Source organism: Bacteroides sp. 3_1_13 (assembly GCF_001185845.1).
Lineage (GTDB): Bacteria > Bacteroidota > Bacteroidia > Bacteroidales > Bacteroidaceae > Bacteroides > Bacteroides xylanisolvens.
In genome coordinates this window covers 1589263-1611422 of record NZ_KQ236955.1, presented here as the reverse complement: position 1 = coordinate 1611422, position 22160 = coordinate 1589263, and the positions used below count along the sequence as shown (strand labels likewise).

Here is a 22160-nt window from a genome sequence, read left to right as displayed (position 1 = left end):
TTAGAATCCTGTATTCTGAACCAAGTTTTTATCAATATCAATTTCGCCCTGTGGTATGGGGAAGAAGTACTGACGGTCAAAAATACGCTTCACAATCTCCGTACGCTTGAAGAATTCATTTCCGTCATAATTGACATTCATACCGTGAATTGCCTTGTTGAAATACTCATTTACCAATCCCCAGCGACGTACATCAAAATAACGGCAGTTTTCAAAACTCAACTCAATGCGTTTCTCCTTACGAATCAGCTCCATGACTTCTTCCGTTGTAGTCGGTTTAGGCAGATTGACTGTTTCACCGTAGCCCGGAATGCCCGCACGCTTACGGATCATGTTCATATACGTCCAGATGTCTTCATGAGTCGGGCTGACATGAGCAAGCGCTTCGATATAGTCAAAATAAATATTAGTCAGACGCAAGAGCACACAAACCAGATTCTGGTTACGGTCACCGGAATCCATACATTTACGTACTAAATAACCTGTACTCGTATAGTCATTGCTACCTTGTTCCTTACCACAGCTTCCGCTATAAGTGAAATCTACTATATAACCGCCTTCTGTTCCTTCAAACCATTTTGAATTACTAAAGGTTATGTCTGCATAGAAACGAGGTTCACGATTAACATACATCATTCTGGTTCCTACCGGTGCATATAAAGTACCGTCTATTCCTTTGTATTCTGCTGTAGAGACTCCTTCTTCTACATAATCGGATTTTTCGTTGATAATCGGAGTGACACCGTCAGCACTATAACCGGAAATAGGGGATTCTCCGTTTGACATGAAATAGGCATCTACCATTTCTTGGGTTGCTCCCAACAAGCTACCACCCCTATAGTTGGTCGTATTACCGGATCTATTCGGCATACGGTCGTACTGCATGGTTCCGGCAGCATTATCCAAACGGTAGAAAATCATTTCTTTATTGTTACCCATTTCAGAAAACAAGGTTCTTACTGCACGGCGATAAGATTCCGTCGGACTGAATCCTTCCGAGTCCGGACCGGAAACAGCAACACCGTCCTTATTGGTATACATCAAATGATAACGACTTCCGTAATTAGAGAAGAAAGTGTTACATTCATCAATCACTTTCTGCCAATTGGCACGTTTGGTAGCTTCATCCGGTTTGTTAGGGAACAGCTTTGTTCCGTCCGTATTAGCCAAGCCTGAATAGTAAGTGCACTCTCCGTTAAACAACCAGCTGGCACGATAAGTCAATGCTTCAATGATAAACGCCTGTGCAATCGCCTTGTCAATACGGCCATATCCGGACACTTTGTCGGTAGAAGCATCGTCCAATAAACCATCGTTTTGTGCACCTTTCAGTTCTGATACGATAAAATCAAAACACTCATCTACCGTATTGCGCGAGAGTTGCAACTCATCACTCGGAGTATCCATCGGAAAATCCTTTTCAAGCAAAGGAACCGGACCATAAGTACGTACTAAATAAAAATAATAGATCGCCCGCAAAGCTCTTGCCTCCGCTTTCCATTGATTTCTTTCTGTAACAGTCAGCGGTGCCTGATCTACATTTTCTGTAAATACTGCCGCTTCATGAATACCTGAAAACCAACTCTTCCAGCGATATAATACCATTGTTCCTTCAGTCGCATCGATAGAGTTGTTATTTATCAGTTTTTCCTTTTTGTCATTTGTCCACTCCGCCTCATCGCTAGCGCCCGTCCAAGGACCGGGAGTACGGTACAGACTTGTTTCATGCACCTGACGTTGGTTAAATTCATCCGGTAAGAATGTGTATACATTCGAAAGATACCGCAAGGCTCCATCTCTGGTTGTGAAAATCTCCTTGAGTGATAAACGGTCATCAGGCACCTGGTCAAAATAGTCATTACAAGATGTCGTCAAGAGACACGCCAGCAAACTTACGATTATATAATTATATTTTTTCATTATCTTTTTGTTTAGAATGTGAAATTAATACCAACTGAATAAGAAGTCGTATTCGGATAAGAAGCACCATTATCGGTATTCAACTCCGGATCCCACAATTTGAAGCGACTCAAAGTGAACAGGTTAGTTCCCATTACATATACAGCCGCATTCTTCAGATGAACTTTATTCACCCAGGGTTTCGGCAGATTATAAGAGAGCTGCAATGTCTTCAGACGCAGGAAGTTCATGTTACGCACCCACCAGGTACTTTTCTGGAAGTTATTAATGCTACTGGTTGTTTCGCTTCCATAAGACAAACGCGGATAAAAGGCATTCTGATCCGGATTTTCCTCTGTCCAACGGTCGTCAATGTTAGAGTAGAGGTTACCGCTACCACCACCGCCATTAAACGGATTAATACTGCTACCGTTCAATACACGTTCGGCTCCCGCTACGCCCTGAAACATCATGCCCACAGACAAGTCTTTCCAGCCTACTGTAAATCCGAAACCATAGACAGTTGTCGGCACATCTCCACGAGAAATGTAAGTCTGGTCGTACGCATCAATCTGACCGTCATTGTTCAAGTCCTTGTATTTGATATCTCCGGCTTTCACTGTTCCAAACTGTGAAGCAAACGGTTTGGGAGTAATGGCTTTATTGGCAGCCGACAAAGATTCCCAACGTGCCATATCATCTATTTCAGCCTGAGTGAACAGTCCCTCGGCAACATACCCTTTCGCTCCATTGATGTTACGTCCATATTGGTTCATCCATTCGTATTTCTGTTCCGGCAATTCTCCCTGAATCCATTTATCCTTATTAAAGGTGACATTACCCCGAAGCGCAATTACCCAGTCTTTATTGATACGCTTGTTATATTCGATTGTTCCGTCAAATCCCTTATTTTCTATGATACCGATGTTTCCGTAAGGAGCAGATGTGTTGTACCCCAAGAATGAAGGCATAGAATGTTCACGCTTCAACAGAATGTTTTCACGACGTTCCTTAAACAAGTCGAACACAATAGACAGGTCGTCATTAAATAGCTTAAGGTCAATACCCAAGTCTTGTTTGCGAGATTCTTCCCAGATCAGGTCAACAGCCATATTCACTGTTTCATAACCGGCCCACTTAGTTCCATTCGGTCCGAATTTATAGCCATAGTCTCCATTCTCTTTCATCTGATCCAGATACATGAAACGACGGTCGGAAACTTCGCTATTACCCACTTTACCATCCGTATAACGTATCTTCAAGAAAGAAACTGCCTTCGACAGAGGTTGCCAGAATTTCTCATTTGAAACAACCCATCCTACACCAAATGCAGGGAAAGTTCCGAAACGATGTTTGGGCGAAAAATTCTCGGCACCGTTATAACCGATGTTGAACTCTGCGAAGTAACGGTCTTTCCATGAATAAGTGGCACGACCGGCAATACCCATCATACGATACGGAATCGCATCTTCCAGTGTTCCTTTCGGATATAATAGTTTGGATTGCTGATTGAACAGGAATAACGCACTGACACGATGATCGTCGTTGAATGTCCGGTCATAGTTCAAGGAAGCCTCCAAATAGGTCTTTTTGTTACCACTCGTTTCCTGTTTATAGCTTAACACGTTACTTCCTTCATAAATACGTTGCAAAATAGGCTGCCCATTCATATCGTAAGGAACACTAGTGTCCAGGAAGTTGTAGGTAGACTCCGCACGGTCCTGATGTACATGTATCTCATTGTATACGTCGAATGCATACATAGCAGTCAGTTTCAGTCCTTTCGTGAGCATATCCAAATTCTGTGTGACGCGCAAATTAGAGTAAATCTGATTTTTCGTCAGGTTGTCATAGCCACGACGTGTAGCCTGCGAATAAGGGTTGTTAAAGTTGTTATTGGTTGAAGTTCCCGGTACATAGGCTTCTCCGTTAACAAAGAACATCTTCGGATATTCAACCGGTGAGATAGACATTGCCGCATTATACAAATCGGCAGAAGAGATGGCCGGATAATTTCCTTCTCCCAGATAACCTTGCGCACCGATCTCGACCTTAGTAGTAGGAGTTACATCGATATTCAAATTGGTAGTAAAGTTATAACGGCTATATTTCATTTTGGAGTCATAGGTGTTGATATTCTTATCAGTCACCGTCATACCTGTCTCATTAAAATAGCTGACTGATGCATAATAAGCGACTTTCTCGCTACCACCGCGTACATTTACATTCACACGACGATTATGTCCCCAATCATTAAAGATTTCTTTCAACCAATCCACATTCGGGTATAGATAAGGATCCTTGCCGGCAATCGTGTTACGTATTTGATCTTCTGTATATTTCGTAGCAATACCGTCATTACGCATTGCCTCGTTGGCTGCATTCATATAAGTGATACCGTCTGCCAAATCGACCATCTTCGTAAAACGGGTAAACGATTCATAATAATCCGCGCTCACTGTCGGTTTTCCTACCTTTCCCGGTTTGGTTTTAATCAAAATTACGCCATTGGCACCACGTACACCATACACAGCTGTTGCTGATGCATCTTTCAGCGTTGTCAACGATTCAATATCTTCCGGATCGATGTCATTGAACGAACGTTCCACTCCATCCACCAATACCAGCGGAGAAGAAGTGTTGGGAGTGGAAATACCACGAATCCAGATATCAGCAGCATCTTTTCCCGGTTCTCCTGTACGTTGTACAGCCACAACACCCGCCAGACGTCCCGCCAATGTAGTTGTCAAACTGGCAGAAGGCGTCTTAATATCTTCCATCTTCATGGAAGACTGTGCACCGATATTACTTATTTTACGCTGGGTACCATAACCCACAATAACAGTCTCTTCCAATTCGTTGACCTGTTCTTCCAAGGTGACATCATAAATGTTGGTCGAGGCATTGGTTCGTATTTCAGAAGTTTTAAACCCGATATAGGTAAACTTAAGCACTACGCTCTTCTTGGTTACGAATATCTCATACAAACCATCCATATTTGTAATCGAACCGTTTGCATCTCCATCCACAGTGACGTTCACCCCAATAAGCGGCTCTCCTTTTATATCAGTGACACGTCCGGATATTTTCCGCTTATTCTGTTGCTGTTCGGTTGAAGCAGGGGCTTTTCCGGAAATAAATATTTGCCTGTCAGAGATCCGATAAGTACACGAAGTACCTTCGAAAAGTTCAGAAAGGATTTCTTCTATATTTTTATTCTTACTGTCGATAGATACCTTACGTTCTAAGTTGACAGCGTCATCTAAATAGAAGAAAACAAATTGACTACTTTTCTCTATTGTTTTAAGCACTTCTCTCAACGTCGAGTTACTCATGCTGACCGAAAGAGTCTTAAATTGAGAATAATTGTTGTAACTTGCGAAAGAGTAGTCTATTCCGAGAAGTAAAAAGCACAGGAATAGCCCGAGAACCTTACTCTTTCGTTCTCTAATTGCATTTTTCATATTAAACATGTTAAAAATTTCTCATAATATTATTTTCTGTATATAAACATTCATAGGCACACAAGTCCCATCTGGATGATAGTTCGTATCATCCACTCTCTTCAATAATTACCATAAAATAAGGGAGTTAGATTAGTTTATTATCTTATTTTTTATATCTATTTCTTTACTACTCGATACGTTTTATATTGTTCATCATAGGCATAAGAAATTGGTGCAACAAAGGTTAATCCATTAATAACTGTTTCAAAGCTGTCTTTCAAATCGATTTTTCCGGAACATTTTATTTTACTTAGCGCTGGGTCAAATTCTACATTCACACCATAATAGGTAGACAGGCGTTGCAAGACTATTCCCAAATCGGCACTTTGGAAACAATATAGTCCATTTATCCACGATATTGCCTGTTCTACATCTACTTGTGATATATTTTCCTTTCCATCGGCAGAACTGAACATCTGATTAGGAGCCAAAATCGCTTTCGGAGTCCGGGCTGTCTCTACCTGAACACATCCTTGCGCCAGCACTACACTTCTAATTGCTTCCGACTCATACGCCGTTACATTAAATTTAGTACCAAGCACCCTGACATTCATATCTTTGGTCCGCACATAGAAAGGGCGGTTTTCATCTCTGGTTACTTCTATGTAGATTTCTCCGTCCACATAGATTTCACGTTTATCTTTTTCAAACTCTACCGGATAAATCACTCTCGTGCCGGCATTCACCCAGACTTTAGATCCATCGGCAAACGTCAATACCGATCGCTTTCCACGCGGAATGACCAATTGATTGTAAGCTGCCGATTTTTCCTTTTGTATACTTTCCTGATTTGTTTTGATTTCTACGGAATCATACGTAATCTCCGTTTCTTTTTCTTTCAGGCTCACTACGTTATCTTCCGCCAAAATCAACAGTGTTTCCTCCGTCAGAGGCAAATCAGCTTTGGTATTCACTGCAAAAGTGGCAATATCCGGATCCAGCACCGAAGAATAACTCTTTAATAAGAAGAAACATCCCACAAGAATAGCAACACTGGCCGCCGAGCTCAATCCTATTAAGAAATAGTTCTTACGTTTCGCCTTCTCCTTATTTATATTGGTTGCCTGTATACGAGTCCATAAATCATCCGTTTCCTCGTTTGAAAGTACTTCTTCTTTCTCTTTTGAAAAAACCTCCAAATATCTTTTTGCTGCTATATATTCATCTATATTGGAAGGATTCATCTGTTCAAATTCATCCCAGAACTTCTGTGTTTCTTCCGTAGGATGATTCATGGAAGAAATAAAGAAATCATTCTGAAGGAATTCTTCAAAAGTATATAGGGAAAAATCTGTATGTTTTTGTTCAGAGTTCATCATTTTCATTGTCTTTACGTATGAATAACAGTTGTACTTTCATTTTATACTCACCTTTTCCGAAGTTTTTTCCACTTTTTTTTGATTGACAGGAAAAATAGGCTGATTATTCTCTCTTATTTTCTCTTAAATAAGTCCCGGATACGTCCCAAAGCCCGTTGAATGGAGTTAGAAACAGATTGATTATTCATGTCTGTCACCTTACTTATTTCATCAATACTCATCTCTTTGATATATCGATAATAAATAATTTCACGCTGTCTGTCCGTCAATACAGACATCATAGTATGTACGGTTGCCTGAACTTGTTTTTCCTGTTCATTATTAATATATATAGTTTCCGGAGTGGAGGGGGATTCGTCAACCGTCTCTTCTCTCTCACCTATTTCATCAAACGAAAGAGAATCTGTTGTCTTTTTTAGCGCATTAAAAAGAGTGTTTTTCAACGCTACCGTCAAATAAGCTGCAATATTATCTGTTGGGGCTAACTTTGCACGATTCATGTGGATTTTCACAAACACATCATGTATGCAATCTTTAATTAATTCTTTGTCTGAAGTATATAATAGTCCGAATCGAAACAGATCTTGCACCGTTCGATTATAGATTTGGGTATACGCACTCGAATCTCCCTCGAGAAACCTTTTCCACAAAAGGGAGTCGGAAAGAGTGTGTATATCTGGGTTCATTATAATAAGTATGTTTGATTTACAAGGACAAAAATAAAACAATAAATCAAAAAAAGCCCATCTTTATTAAAATATTAATTACGGATGGACTGAACTTTTCAGATTTTACTTCAATGGGCTTGCCTCTACTCCCTCGAAAGTCATCTTTATGGGTTTTATTTTTCCATCTTTATCAAAGTACATACGGTCAACGCAGGTCACACGAGCGTTTCCATCCGTTTCACCCAATGGATGGCGATGATAAATGATGTACCATTCATCCTCTCCCGGCCCTTTTACAACTGAATGATGACCGGCACCTGTTCCAATATTGGGATCTCTCTGTAATATTTTTGCTTCTCTTTTGAAGGGTCCGAACGGTGAGTCGGCAATGGCATAAGCAACACAATAATCCGGTCCGGTCCAACCGCCTTCTGACCACATAAAATAGTATTTTCCGTTACGTTTCAACATAAAAGGTCCCTCTACATATTTTTCGGGGGTTACTTCCTTATAAAGAGTACCATCTTCAAACGGTACGATACTCAACAAGTCCGGGGCCAGTTTCACCATATTACAATGTCCCCAGCCACCATAATACATATAATACTGTCCGTCATCGTCTTTGTAAACAAACTGATCGATCGGTTGCGCACCATTTACAAATTTATCAATCAGAGGTTTGCCTAACGCATCTTTAAATGGTCCGGCAGGATTGTCGGCCACAGCTACACCAATACCGCCCAGTTCATTATTGCTTTGGATATCATTCGCACCGAAGAATATATAATATTTATCATTCGCATGAATCACGGCAGGTGCCCACAAAGCACGTTTAAACCAACTAATATTCTCTTTTGATAACACTTTCGGGTGCTTTGTCCAGTTCACCAGGTCTTTAGATGAGAAGGCATCCATGAAAGTCTGTTCGTCATAAGGCGCCGAATACGTAGGATAAATCCAGTATTCATCCCCAAATACAATTCCTTCCGGATCGGCATACCATCCCGGGAATACAGGATTGCCACTCGTCTTCGGTTGTTGATTGGCTTTTTGTCCAAATACAGACTGGGAACAGCAAATAATACTAAGAAGAATAAAGTGCTTCAGTTTCATACAATATCAATTTTAAAGTTCGTGCTACAAAGATGAGAAAAAACAACTAGAAATTCAATAAATACCAACCAATTAAGGATAAATACTAACCAATCTGCAAAAAAAAGATGATTTATCAGGATTTTGTGCTTTCTTTGCAGTGTCATTATTAAATGAAAAATACCATGAAAAGCAGATTGTTATTACTAGCCGTACTTTTAGTCATTATTTGTGCATCCTGTCAACCCAAGAAGAAAACAGAGCCGGAAAAGGAAGCCGTAACAGGAGCTACTTATACAAATCCGCTACGTGAAAGAGGAGCAGAACCATGGGCCGTTTTTCATGAAGGGAAATATTATTATACACAAGGCGCTGAAAGCAGAATCGTGCTTTGGGAAACCAGTGATATTACAAACTTGAACGATAGTCTTAAAAAGCCTGTATGGATACCAACCGATCCAAGCAATTCCCATCACTTATGGGCTCCCGAAATGCATCGCATCAACAACAAATGGTATATTTACTTCGCAGCAGACGATGGTAATATGGACAATCACCAGATTTATGTGATTGAAAACGAGGCTGATATTCCTACAGAGGGTAAGTTTGTCATGAAAGGGCGCATACCGACCGACAAAGATAACAACTGGGCAATTCATGCGAGTACTTTCGAACACAACGGACAGCGTTACATGATTTGGTGCGGATGGCAAAAACGAAGAATTGACAGCGAGACACAATGTATTTACATCGCTTCGATGGAAAATCCGTGGACTCTTTCTTCCGACAGAGTTCTGATTTCCAAACCTGAATATGAATGGGAGTGTCAATGGGTGAATCCCGATGGCAGCAAAACAGCCTATCCGATCCATGTGAACGAAGCACCTCATTTCTTCCAGCCGAAGAATAAAGATAAAGTATGCATTTTTTATTCCGCCAGCGGTAGCTGGACTCCCTATTATTGTGTAGGATTGCTAACAGCAGACGCCAATGCCAACCTGTTGGATCCTGCTTCCTGGAAGAAACATCCGACACCCGTATTTCAGCAGAAACCGGAGAATGAAGTTTTTGGCCCCGGCGGCAGTTCTTTCGTCTCTTCACCGGATGGAAAGGAATGTTATATGCTTTATCATGCCCGTCAGATACCAAATGATGCTCCGGGTGCAATGGATTCACGTACTCCCCGCTTGCAGAAAATAGAGTGGGACAAAGATGGGATGCCTATACTGGGAATACCGGATAAAGCCGGAGAACCCATGGCAAAGCCATCTGGTTCTCCAATCAATTAGACTAATTACATTTTGTACTTTCAGGTCCAAGGTATGAACGTTTTAATCCTCCCATGTCGATGACTATTTTCTGAATGACGACCCCGGGATCACCACAACGTATCTGTAGGGTGTGTTTGCCCGGCTTCTTCACATACAAAGTAGATTTATTCACTCTACAATTCTTCAGTACACTATCATACCAAACTTGAGAATACTCAATAGCAGAAGTAGAAGGAGTAGAAATAGAACCATCATCTATACGGACACTATACTTTGTGTCCGAATTAGTATGTTCCGGCAATTTATAGTCTCGCTCTGCGTGCAAAGGGAATGTAGGTAGAACATAGGTATACACATCATAAATCCCGGCATTAAACGTATAAAAATCATATTCCACTCTAGGTACATCACCAGCACGATACATCTGTAAGGGAGATATAGGATTCCCTAATTGCAAAGCATGCCCTTCAACCCCAACCCCGGGAAGAATATTCATTTTTATGTCATTACTCTCAAACTTACGATGAAACCCTGCAGCCGGAATAGAGACATACCCATTCTCTTCCATATATACTCCTTGCATCTCATCACGCACAGGAGACGCCGGATTAAAAACAGAAACCAATACACATTCTTTTTGATCATTAGAACTAAACTCCACAGAACCTTTAATACTCTCTCCAACCGGAACTTTCTCCCAATCAACAGATACCCTGATTCGGTCCTCTGTCGGAGTTTTCCCAGCTTTTTGAGACACTATAATCCAATCGTCCGACGGCTTTGCAGTCCAACTCAAATCTCCACTTCCTTGATTATACACATCGACCCAATGGCTTTTACGGGAAAAAGTGTTATAAACAGGCAAACTATGATAGCTTATCCCACCTTTATCCAAAATTTCACTTTCTGCCTGAAGAGCTAATTTAGGAGCACCAACCGGTGTATAACTTTCTTCCATCAACGGGAGCATAAAGTAAGAACTGGAACCTTCATAATTCTGTTTCAAAGACATCATATATTTCCATTTCCCGTTCAACAAAGAATTATACCCTTCAGTTATGATTTGCAGACTATCATGGTAATTCTTTACCTTCTCCTTTATCAAATTGGCGGCGGCACGCTGCTGACGAACATACTGCCGATAATATTGTCCTTTTATAGTCATGTGGTTCATCAGTTCGGCACCTTTCACCGGATAGTATAATAACTGATAAAAAGCCGGCTGACTGTCTTTATCCAAAGATGCCAAAAGATTTTCCGCTTTCTTCCCAATGCGGCTATATTCGTTCAGACGATTTTCTGCTTCATTATAATTGGCAAAAGAGAACTCCGTATCCGTACGTTTCTCTCCCCCGCCCCAATAATTATTCCAATATCCCCAACCCATATATTCCGGTTTCCGGGAAAAGGCCAGATTGATATGCGAAGAAGTGATATCTTCAAATACGCTATAATACTGATCCCCAAACATCTTTGCCAACCAACGGGCGGGATAGGTAACCACATTATTCGCATTAAAGCTATCTATATCATAAGCCATATCAAGGAATAAAGACACTTGCATTTCGGCTCCTTTTAAATCACCGCAATTAGCCAGCCAGATACGGTCTGCCGTCGTATCATAAGCCTTTCGGAGTTCCTCATACATCAGAGCCGGGGGAGTAGTGCTGTACCACAAATAGCTATGGGGAACTCCCAGATAAGAGACATGGTAGTAAACACCTGCACGCCCGGAGCGCTTCTGTTCATGCGGGCCACTTAAGCGCTTCATGTAGCCGAAGTTATCATCCGGCCAAATAATGGTTACATCATCCGGCAATTCCAATCCATTCGAATAGATTTCCAACACCTCCTTGTATGGAGTAAATGCCTGTGGAATTGTTTCAACCGGTCGATCAATATGTTCTGCAATCAAATTACGCTGGTCTTTCAACGCACTCTCCAGCATTTTGACCTTTTCTTTCATGGGGACATCACCTCCTCCCATTGCCGCATCATGCAATCCTCTCAAAGCCAATGTATATACATTCTCATAAGCACAGTTTTCCTTTACACGGTTTCCTAGAACTTCATTAATTTTATCCTTATTTTTACCATAATCCCAAGGCCCCATCGTTTTTGAATTCCATTCACTAGCTGTATTTAACAATAATGGTTCGCAATGACTGGACCCCATTACAATAGCAAAAGTATCTGCCACCAACTTATTTTCAGGTATCTTATAAAATGCGGTCGACACCGGATGCATGGCAGGAGCCAGATGATTGGCTTTCAACCGTAACAACAATTCGCATATTTTGGCATAAGTACGGGGACCTATATTGCCACGCTCTTTCTCAAAAGTCTTAGCGGCCCAAGGTTTCAGTCCCCAATCTTCATCATTCAGAAAAACACCTCTATATTTCACGGAAGGGGTCTTGGAAACAGTGGTGGGAGCATCCACATAAAGTGTTTTATGTTTCTTCACAGGGACATCCGCCCACCAATACCAGGGAGACACACCTGCCATTTCCGAAAGAGAAAACAAACCGTAAGAAGCTCCTCGCCTGTCACTTCCGGCTACAATCAGCGCTTTATCTACTCCTGGAAAAGGATGATTAACTGTCTGGATCAGATAACGTTCCCATGCCCCTTCCAAAGGAGATATATCTATTTTCCCATTGGAGGCTAACTGACGAATTGCCTGATTCTTTTCAATAGTACCGACAATCACCACTGTTCTTCCTTTCTTCCATTCATCTGCCAATTTTAATCTCTGTCCTGTGACATTTTCAATATCAGACACAAACAGCTCGGCAACCTTCTTTACAACCGGGTAATCATTGGCATCATAACACACGGTCGCCTTTATTTTCGATGCGACTAATGGGAAAGTATATTTACTATGTTTTACATTCTCATTCACAACCACTTGTGATTGCAGGGCAGATGCCACTACCAATAATATTAATAGCGAAAAGATTCTCATTGATACAGTAGTTCTAGTTATTCAGTTCTATTTCTTTTTATCTTCAAAATGATAGTTATATGGATTCCGCTTAAAATGGTAACGATTTCTTGGCACCGGCAATGGGTCTTGTACACGCAGTTCCCAAGTCATCAATTCTTCCAGCAATTCCATTTGTTTGGAAGCATATTTCTTTTTATTATAAAGATTATTAATCTCGGAAGGATCGGCTTTCAAGTTATACAGTTCACCACGACCATAATTGTCGAGTACCAGTTTCCAGTCATCTTTGCGAACCATACGTTCAGTTCCGCTTTGTGTCCAGGTATTCAGTTCGTCAAAGTGAGCTATTTTATTGGGTTGCAAAGCCCCCTCTTTAGCAAATGTCAACGGTTCATCCCGGGTGAAATCTTCACCACCGAATCCCTGTTGTACAATTACACTCGAGAATTCTTTCTTTGGGTACGATTTACCCGTCAACATCGGCCATAAACTGCGTCCTTGCACTCCAAGAGGTATATCTGCACCGATTGCTGTACAAATAGTAGGAAATACATCAGCAATAGAAACATGTGCATCCATAGGAGATTTTTGCGGATGAATGTTATATCCTGCCCAAATCATCGGAATACGGGTCAAACATTCAGGCACTCCTGCACCTTTACGAATCAAGCCATACTCCCCACAATAATCCCCATGGTCTGACAGGATTACAAAAATGGTATTTTCATAAAGCCCGGCTGCTTTGAATCCTTCAATCAGACGTTTGGTCTGGTCATCAATCAGACGAAGCATTCCTAAATAATTTCCACGCAAACGAGGAAGATCTTTTGCCAGGTTCGGGCAGGCTGTATCTTCCAATTCCGCCAAAATCTCATACTTATTTCCTTTTTTAGATAAATCGTTCCGGCTAGTCAAAGTTGCCGGTATCTTTTCCGGAGAAAACATTGAGAAATAAGGCTCTGATATCTGATATGGATTATGCGGTTCAGGCATTGAAACCCACATAAAGAATGCGGAATCTTTTTGCTGCTCCGCCCAAGCCAAAGCTTTGGTAACCATTTTCACCGGATTCTGCGCTTCTGCCGGGAAAGGGGTGGCTTCCAAATATTGACCTCTCGCTTTATTATTCAGAAAAAATGCAAAGTCCTTATCTTCCTGCGTATCACGCTGATTCTTTCCCCAATGAAAATATTCCTCACAATAATCAAAATCTTTCCCTTTCACATGCGCATGGTTCTTTCCCACTAATGCCGTCTTATATCCTTGTTCTTTAAACACTTCGAGCATATCTTTCTTATAATACATATCGAGAGTGTTGTGGTTCGTACGGACATGCGTAGCAGTCGGATAACGTCCTGTAAACATGGAACAACGCGCAGGCATACTAGCAGGAGCTACCGTATACGCCTTATCAAACCAGACATTACTCAATGCCAGCGAATCGGCAAAAGGAGTGACAGCCATCGGAAAACCTTCGCGACCACACAAATCAGCTCGCTGTTGGTCGGTCATGATGATAACAACATTGGGTTTGGGTGTTTGTGCCAGCATTGGAATAACATTAACCATACTGGAAATCGCAGAGATTGAAACTAAAACTTTTGTATTCATATAATAAATTCTTTAATCGTTCACGCCCAAAGTTCGACAATTCATTTGACAAACTACGAAAATAGCTGTTCAATAAAGGACAAAAAATGACAAATAGTCCAGTTACAAACACACGATGAGCCTATTGACCACGATCAATAGTTATACACAGAGCAATTACCAATATTGACTAAAGAAATTCAAAGCCGCCTGGTAAAAGACCTTTGTATCTCTTTGCTCTTTATATAGGCTCTCCAATACTTCTTCATATCTAACCGGGTCAATCTTATTCCGGATAGATTTCCATAGCCCGATGTTCACATCAACCTGCTCAATGCCTCGTTTCAAATTAGATTTGAACTCTTCACGTAATGACTTCCCGGATTTCATTTTATGCGACCACGGCACGTTGTGGAAACAAAGCAAGTAAAGTTCGGGACACTGTGACAAACTGTTGAATATATCCTTGTTGTATTTAAAATATTGAGACACATAGTTCGTTCCTTTTGTGGTACGATCAGTGCCGATAGACTCTTTGCTCACATGCCACTCTTTGTTTGCACGCTGTTCGAACCCCGCCGTATAATGGTCTTCCCGCTTCACAGTAAATCCCAAACTGTAAGGGGCATGAGCACAAACAAAGCTCTCCCATGTGGGCATCATCATTTGCCGGATGACTTCCAGCGTTGCTTCGTCACAATTCCATGTAGACTTTATCCAATCGGATGTAATACTTTCGGTCGATTCTTCCGGATTCCATGCCAGACGCCCGAAAGCATACCAGTTGGCTTGGGCAAAGTGATGAGCAGTCCAATTGCGCGAACGACCGATATTGCCTACTCCTGCCATGCCAAGCATACGCGACGGGAATGTCTTTCCGGCGATAATATTCGACACAGTACTTCCCTTTCCGTTACAATATGTATCGAAATCGAGGAAAGTTTTCCTCCACATGGGCAACAGATACACCAAGCTAACAGAACGCCCCAAGTACTCTTGCGTAATCTGGAGTTCAGGGAACAAAGGAGTATGGCGCATGGCTCCGAACAACGGTTGAGCCGGTTCGCTAGGCTGAAAGTCAAGCGTTCCGTTTTTGGTTTGCAACACTACGTTTTCGTCGAACTGTCCGTCCAAAGGCTGAAACTCCTTATAAGAACGTTTCATTCTATCTTTATCAATCTCCGGATTGTAGACAAAGGTGCGCCAAAGCACAATGCCTCCATGAGGTTTGAGTGCACGGGCTAACATATTGGCGCCATCCACATGGCTACGATGATAATCTTGCGGACCTGCCATGCCTTCAGAGTTGGCTTTTACAAGGAAACCTCCAAAGTCAGGTATCAGACTGTAAATTTCGTTGACCTTATCCATCCACCACTTTTGCACTTCGGGATTGAGAGGATCGGCTGTATCCAGATGTCCAATTCCGACACCTCCCCATTGTTTCCCCACGTCTTTGGTCGTAGAAGGTTTTACGGGAGCAGCAAAGTTGGGTGCAAGATACACCTTGATGTGATACTTGCGGAAGATATCAGCTAACGCAGCAACCTTCTCTAAATAGTCATGTCCTAAGATGCGCGGATCGGCATTAACATTATTCAGAATCACGGCGTTGATGCCGATGGATGCTTCCGCACGGGCGTAGTCGGTATATCGAGGTTCGATTTTCTTTGGCAAATCGTCCCATGCCCACAATCCTTTTCCAGCATAGCCGCGTTCTACCGTTCCACCCAGACCTACCCAATGATTGATCATACGGAATTCCAATGCAGGAATTTCTTTGATATTTAACTGTTCAAGCGGATATCCACATTGTATCAATCGAATCAAGTGGAACGTACCATAAAGAAATCCTGCATCGGAATAGGCTTGAAGTGTTATCCTCTTTTTACCACTGCGGATGATATATCCTTCCTCTCCCAGCCCTTTATCTTTACAGAAACTCATTTGAATTCCCACCGCATTATCCTGAACAAATATTGGTGTAACTGTCAGTAACGCCTTCAAAGCACGCTCCAGTTCTTCTCTTATGACTTCATCGTATCGGCTTCCGGGCAGACTAATGTGACTACCATACCGAATGGCAGATTGTTTTAAGCCAGATTCGGGAAGAGGTTTATAATTCATCCAAAGTTCATACCCCGTATCTACAGTGGATAACGTCTGTTCCTGACCAAAAAGATAGCTCATACAGCTCAAAAAGAAGAACAGAACTATGCTAAAACAACGAAAACAGTGATTCATGAGTTTCTATTTTATCGTATTAAAACTTTATTTTGTCTGAGCGCAGCTTCAAATCAAGCCACTCCCTTCAGATATATCTTTCTCATTTTTACTCCTTTTTTATAATTACCAAGTCTCTACACGCAAATCATAAAGCGGATCTTGACGCAACACCAATTTCTCCACCACATGATAATATTTGCCACCGTTCTCATACGTATATTCCAGATCGAATTGCGGTGCACGCGTACCTACTTTCGCTACATAATCGTAGTCGCCCTCAATCTTATAAGTACCCGATGCATTAGTGATTGCAGCTTTACCGCTCACTTCTTCCACTGTAACATTATTATTGGCATCCATCGTCAACGTCAAACTACCAACTGTCTCCAACTTATCACCTACGCCCGGGCACACCACTACACGCGGTTCCATTGTTTTAAAAGTGGCAGTAGCACATTTGATAATATCTTTAGTATTACCATAACTTACTGGTTCGCCGACAGGATTTCCTCCAGCATCAACTTCGGTTACGTTTCCCATGCGGTAATAAGTACCGGCATAAGTACTGATGTATTTAATAACGGCAACACAAGTCTCTGCTCCTTCGCGTATAGCATTCATTGAATTCTCTGTCATTCGAAAAGGAAGTGCATAGTAATCCGTCAAACAACGCGAATCCTCATAGAAAAGATTGGTAAAAGTGATCCCTACATCGGCTACCGGAGAGTTCGATTTACGCACCCGGAAATATTCCGGATCCGCCAGTGTATAATAGTTGGCGGGAAGCAACGTTTTCCCCGTTCCTTCAAGCAAGGAGGGGTCAATGGTAAATTTCGCCCAATCATTCATGTCTATTTCACGTTTCCCACCAATAGCCACTCCGACATAAATGTTCATATCACGGTCGCTAATCACAGTTCGCAGCGGCTTTGCTACAGCAAAGCCCATATCAGCTCCTTCGTAATCGTGGGTATAGTCGTCATAACACGCCGTAATCCCAACTAACAGCAGGAGTGCGGACAGTAAAAGTTTTGCAGATTTCATACTTTCTTCTTATTATAGTTAAACACAATCACCATCCTTTATTATTGATAAGATTCGGATTTTTCTGTACCTCTAAATAGGGTAATGGCATGTAATAATAGCGAACATCGTTTAATGGGCGATCTTCTACCTTCACCACCTTGAATGCCTCATCGCCTGAACCGTCACGAGTAACCTGCATTCCATAAATAGGTTCATTGAGAGGTAACAACCAACGCCGCAAGTCCCAAAAGCGTTGATTTTCAAACGCAAATTCAATTCGACGTTCATTTTGTATCAATGTACGGAATGTTTCTTTCGAGGCAGCCATCTCGTCCAAATAAGTCACATCGGTAATTCCACCTGACTTCTCCCGAATAGTTTTTATCACGTCGTAGGCAGACTTGGTGCATCCGGGTCCCACAACTTTCGGTCCGAAAGCTTCATTGGATGCTTCGGCGAAATTGAACCATACCTCTGCTTTGCGCAACATCGGATTATAGTGACGGGAATCCTGTTCTTCAAGAGGTTTCAAAAAGTCGGCAACCGTATTCATAAACTTTGCCAGGTAATAACCTGTACGTGTAGCATTTACGTTCATGTAACCGGAATCTTTTCCACCTGGAGTAACGTCGATATACGAACTGTTGGCTCCAAATTGACGTCCCTGATAGTAAAGATTCACATCGAAGCGGTTGTCACGCTGGCAATCATAAGGATCGGTTTCGTCATACAACGACCGCGAATCGGTTATGGGAAATCCATTTTTTGCCGGGAAAGCATCAGCCAAATTCTGCGAAGGCGTAGTCTGCGCATTCCCAAAATAGAAAGGCGGATAATGCCGTTGCTCCAAACCATGATTACGTCCCACAAATGTGCGAAAAAGGAATTCGGCCGATTGGGCATCCCCTCCATCGTACAGATCTTTCGGAACTAATGCCGAATAGTTTTTCATTCCACTCATCGCCAACACTTCATCGGCATAATTAGCCACACGTTCCCATTTGGCTTGGTAAGCCGTTTCGTCCACCACCGTATAATCGCCCATGCCGTTCAATCGTACTATGTTATCTGGCTGATAAGCAGGGCTGGCCGCATAGAGCAGTGTTCGTACTTTCAGTGCTGCGGCAGATAATCCCGAAGCACGACCAAATGCTTGGTCGCCCAATATAGCATCCCCTCCGGAATAAGTCAACGGAAGTAACGCCATTGCTTCGTCACAATCGTAACAAATTTGCTTAACGCAATCTTCATAACTATCGCGCGAAAAACTTTCCGGATGCGCCGCTTCTTCCGGAGTAATATAATGTGTTACGATAGGATAGCCCAACACTTGTCCGTTATCGGTCTTTCCACCATACATTCTCAACAGATTGAAACTGCACCATGCTCTAAGAAAAATAGCTTCTCCACGCAAACGTTTTTTGTAAGCCTGATCAATTTCGTCGCTAGAAATGCTATAGCGTATTTCATCCGTAAGTCCATTGTCGAGGAAAGTATGAATACGTTGCAGTTGATCATAACAAGCACTCCAATTTCCCAAGGGATTGTTCGTGCGGCTAAAACCGCCCTGTCCGGCACGATAAACACTGGAATCGTAAACACGTGTCATGGCATTGTCTGTTGCCGCATCCAGAAAGTTGCCATCCCATGCATCAGGGACGGTCAAAACATCCTGATAAACCGAGAGTAGCACACCTTGTGCCTTTTCAGCGTTGGTCCATGTATCATCCACCGACCATTGATTGTTCATCTTGGTATCGAGATCGGTGCAGGCACTTACGATGCCTGTAACCCATGCAAGGACTATTATGTATCTAAATCTTTTCATCATTTCTTTCATTTAGAAGTTAATGGATATTCCGCCCGTAATGGTTCGGTAAGTCGGATAGTTGGTCAAGCCGGACAACATACGTTCGGGATCTAAGTCTTTGATGCCCGAAAGTACAAACAAATCGGTTCCCCTCACAAAGAATTTGAAATCTTTTCCTATAAACTTGCCCGTTTTATTGGCAAGCGTATAGCTCAACTCCACATTCTTCAGACGGAAGAACGACCCGTTTTCCGACCAGAAAGAGGAATTGCGGGAGTTGTTTGCTCCGGAGGTGGTAGTCAGTCTGGGCTGGGTCCCGGTAGGATTGTTTACCGGATGATAACGGTCGAGCGCCAATACGGAATATCCATCCAGTCCGTTGTTCCAATAGTACGAACTGGAAAGTATATTCGTGACGCCTGTCGTAGCTGTACCCAGTATGTAAAGGCCAAAACCTTTGTAATTCAACGAAAGATCAATACCCATCGTGGTAGTGGGGAAACTTTGTCCCAAATCGGTTACGTCATTATCATTAATCATATTGTCACCATTCAAATCGGCATAAGCGATATCACCGGCCTGATAGGCACCATAGCTTTGCAACGGATGCCCAGCCAACTGCACGTCTTTACCAAACAATCCTTCTGCCTGCAAACCAAAAATTGTACTGGTGGAACGTCCCACGCTCTTACGATAGTCTTCGATGTTATCTAATTCATCGCTCTTACGCAATTTGTTTTTGGTAAAAGTAAGGTTCACCCCCACATTGTAATGAATCTCACCTATTTTATCTTGCCACCTTACTTGCGCATCTATGCCTTGGTTCATTACTTCACCGATGTTTTCGGCAGGAATAAAGTCTCCCACTACAGCAGCATATTTAACGGTGTTCTTTCCTATGATATTCTTACGCATTTCACGGAAATAGTTCACGTCAGCCGAGAGGCGGTTGTTGAAGAAGGTTCCCTCTACGCCTATATTCAATTCGTTGGAATATTCCCATTTCAAGTCCGGATTGCCATAACGCACCAAATCGGTAGTTGGACCTCCGGTACTAGGTTTGTGTTCGAATTTATCACCATTCTTCCAGTTGGTACGATAAAGGAAATGCCCCGTATTGCCGGCATATCCCAAATGTCCGTAATTAATCTTCAACTTTAACGAGTTAACAGCCTTTACATCTTTCATGAAGTCTTCCTTAGAAATCATCCATGCCCCCCCAATGGCATAAGCAAAGAAGTAGCGGTTACTGCCGCTAAAGCGGTTCGACCCCATAGCTGAAAGAACGCCTTCCACAAAATAACGCTTATTGTAAGCGTAATTACCACGAAAGGTAAAAGTACCATTTTTCACATCTTGTGTATTACCGGTTTTCTCTTCAGTAGTATAACGGAAAGCGGCTTCTGCCAATACATCGTGCAAATCGAATGAATGCTCATAGTTTACGTTAGCACGCCATCCAAAGTTACGATATGTATCGTTGGATGAGATAGATTGCTTTTTTGGCAAATTCAACTTCTTACGCTCCGTGAATCGAAGCACTTCCTCCCCTTCATCGTCAAGGTAGCGTTCGATAGAATAAGTAGGATAAGCATTACGTAACTGTTGACGCAAGTAACTATAATTATCAAATGTCATATAAGCATTTGCCGTCAGACCTTCAGTCAATGATTTCAGGTCAAACTTCAATCCTAAATTGGTCTGACTATTCACATAACGTTCCGAAGTGTTACCTCCATAAGCCATATCCATATACAGGTTGTTGGTCTTGCGGACACTGGTTCCGAATATCAAAGACGATTCGTCGGTGGTGACTCCATCGCGACCATTAATATCTTCCGGAGCAATCATGAAAGGATATTCGTTGGGACGAAGGGTAGAGATTTCACTAAACAGCGTGGCTCCATCCACAGCCCCCCAATCTTTCTTCTCAATCCGTCCTGCTACATCAGCCGAAGCAGTCAGAAAGTCGGTAATGCGCAAATCCAAATTACCTCGCGCGTTGATACGATTCAAATTCGAACGATCACTGACTTTTTCCAAACCTGAACTGCCGGTATAGCCTACTGTCACGGCATAAGTCGCTTTCTCTGTACCTCCGTTCAATTCGATCGTAGCCTTGCGGAATGTACTTGCGTCACGTAGAAATTCTTTATAATAATCGACATTAGGATAGCGCAAATCATTCACCCCCTTCGAATTCTTATAACCTTCAAGATCAGTTGCCGAATAAAAAGGCTGTATACCATCGTTTACACAAGCTTCATTGAACAACGTAGCATAGTTGTAGGAATCAAGAAATTCCGGCATACGGGTAACCGGTTGTATGCCGTACTCCAATCCTACACGAATCACGCGTTCGTTGGCTTTTCCCCGTTTAGTACGAACGAGTATCACTCCATTCGTAGCCTGCTCTCCATACATAATTTTAGCAGTGGCATCCTTTAAAATCTGTATAGATTCGATTTCTTCGGGCAGGATGTCGTCAATCGGACGTTTGATACCATCAATAATCACGATAGCTTCGCTCGTTCCATTGTTGTGCAGACCTCGCACATAGAAAGTAGAGTTATCATAACCGATACCTCCCACATTAGGGATCGCTATCAGTCCGGCAGCCTGTCCTTGCAACGCATTCGACAGTTGCAAGGTAGGATACTTCTTCAGGTGATCCATATTGACCCGGCTCACGGCACTTACCGAATCCGGCTGTTCTTTTTGGGCATTCGCAACAGATGTTATCCCCAGAAAGAAGATGGCTGCGAACAATCCTTTTAAGAATCTATTATAACTATTTCTCATA

The 22160-nt window shown here is 42.2% G+C and carries 12 protein-coding genes; 1 reads left to right on the top strand and 11 read right to left on the bottom strand.

The genetic code is table 11. The features are described from left to right. The 5 genes from HMPREF9009_RS05770 to HMPREF9009_RS05750 form a co-directional block, all read right to left on the bottom strand. Positions 1 to 1920 carry a RagB/SusD family nutrient uptake outer membrane protein gene (locus tag HMPREF9009_RS05770; protein WP_004322390.1) on the bottom strand — a complete coding sequence of 640 codons (1920 nt, stop codon included), beginning with the start codon at positions 1918 to 1920 and terminating at the stop codon, positions 1 to 3. Positions 1921 to 1931: 11 nt separating this feature from the next. Further along, on the bottom strand, positions 1932 to 5363 hold the full coding sequence (locus HMPREF9009_RS05765) for a TonB-dependent receptor (RefSeq protein WP_049702268.1): 3432 nt from the start codon (positions 5361 to 5363) through the stop codon (positions 1932 to 1934). Positions 5364 to 5521: 158 nt separating this feature from the next. Further along, positions 5522 to 6724 carry a FecR family protein gene (locus HMPREF9009_RS05760; protein ID WP_049702267.1) on the bottom strand — a complete coding sequence of 401 codons (1203 nt, stop codon included), beginning with the start codon at positions 6722 to 6724 and terminating at the stop codon, positions 5522 to 5524. 113 nt (positions 6725 to 6837) lie between these two features. Further along, positions 6838 to 7410: an RNA polymerase sigma factor gene (locus tag HMPREF9009_RS05755; RefSeq protein ID WP_004299529.1), complete on the bottom strand. Its 573-nt coding sequence runs from the start codon at positions 7408 to 7410 to the stop codon at positions 6838 to 6840. A 105-nt stretch (positions 7411 to 7515) separates the two neighbouring features. After that, positions 7516 to 8505, bottom strand: a complete 990-nt coding sequence (locus tag HMPREF9009_RS05750) for a glycoside hydrolase family 43 protein (protein WP_049701686.1) — start codon at positions 8503 to 8505, stop codon at positions 7516 to 7518. A gap of 164 nt (positions 8506 to 8669) precedes the next feature. On the opposite strand from HMPREF9009_RS05750, the gene HMPREF9009_RS05745 reads away from it, so the two are divergent. Further along, complete coding sequence (locus HMPREF9009_RS05745) at positions 8670 to 9773, top strand: glycoside hydrolase family 43 protein (RefSeq protein ID WP_008024224.1); 1104 nt, start codon at positions 8670 to 8672, stop codon at positions 9771 to 9773. Position 9774: 1 nt separating this feature from the next. Here the strand turns inward: HMPREF9009_RS05745 and HMPREF9009_RS05740 are convergent, their stop codons facing one another. The 6 genes from HMPREF9009_RS05740 to HMPREF9009_RS05715 form a co-directional block, all read right to left on the bottom strand. After that, a complete protein-coding gene (locus tag HMPREF9009_RS05740; protein WP_049701685.1) occupies positions 9775 to 12723 on the bottom strand; it encodes a glycosyl hydrolase 115 family protein in 2949 nt (982 codons plus the stop codon). 27 nt (positions 12724 to 12750) lie between these two features. Beyond that, positions 12751 to 14316: a sulfatase family protein gene (locus HMPREF9009_RS05735; protein ID WP_053095300.1), complete on the bottom strand. Its 1566-nt coding sequence runs from the start codon at positions 14314 to 14316 to the stop codon at positions 12751 to 12753. A gap of 156 nt (positions 14317 to 14472) precedes the next feature. Beyond that, positions 14473 to 16485, bottom strand: a complete 2013-nt coding sequence (locus HMPREF9009_RS05730; RefSeq protein WP_225450215.1) for an alpha-glucuronidase family glycosyl hydrolase — start codon at positions 16483 to 16485, stop codon at positions 14473 to 14475. A 159-nt stretch (positions 16486 to 16644) separates the two neighbouring features. Next, positions 16645 to 17565, bottom strand: a complete 921-nt coding sequence (locus HMPREF9009_RS05725) for a DUF1735 domain-containing protein (RefSeq protein ID WP_008024216.1) — start codon at positions 17563 to 17565, stop codon at positions 16645 to 16647. Positions 17566 to 17593: 28 nt separating this feature from the next. Further along, positions 17594 to 19375 (bottom strand): RagB/SusD family nutrient uptake outer membrane protein, encoded by a 1782-nt coding sequence (locus HMPREF9009_RS05720; protein ID WP_008024214.1) that lies wholly within the window; start codon positions 19373 to 19375, stop codon positions 17594 to 17596. 12 nt (positions 19376 to 19387) lie between these two features. Then, the gene (locus HMPREF9009_RS05715) at positions 19388 to 22159 is read right to left on the bottom strand and encodes a SusC/RagA family TonB-linked outer membrane protein (protein ID WP_032852725.1); all 2772 of its coding nucleotides are present in this window, start codon (positions 22157 to 22159) and stop codon (positions 19388 to 19390) included. Position 22160: the final 1 nt, after the last annotated feature.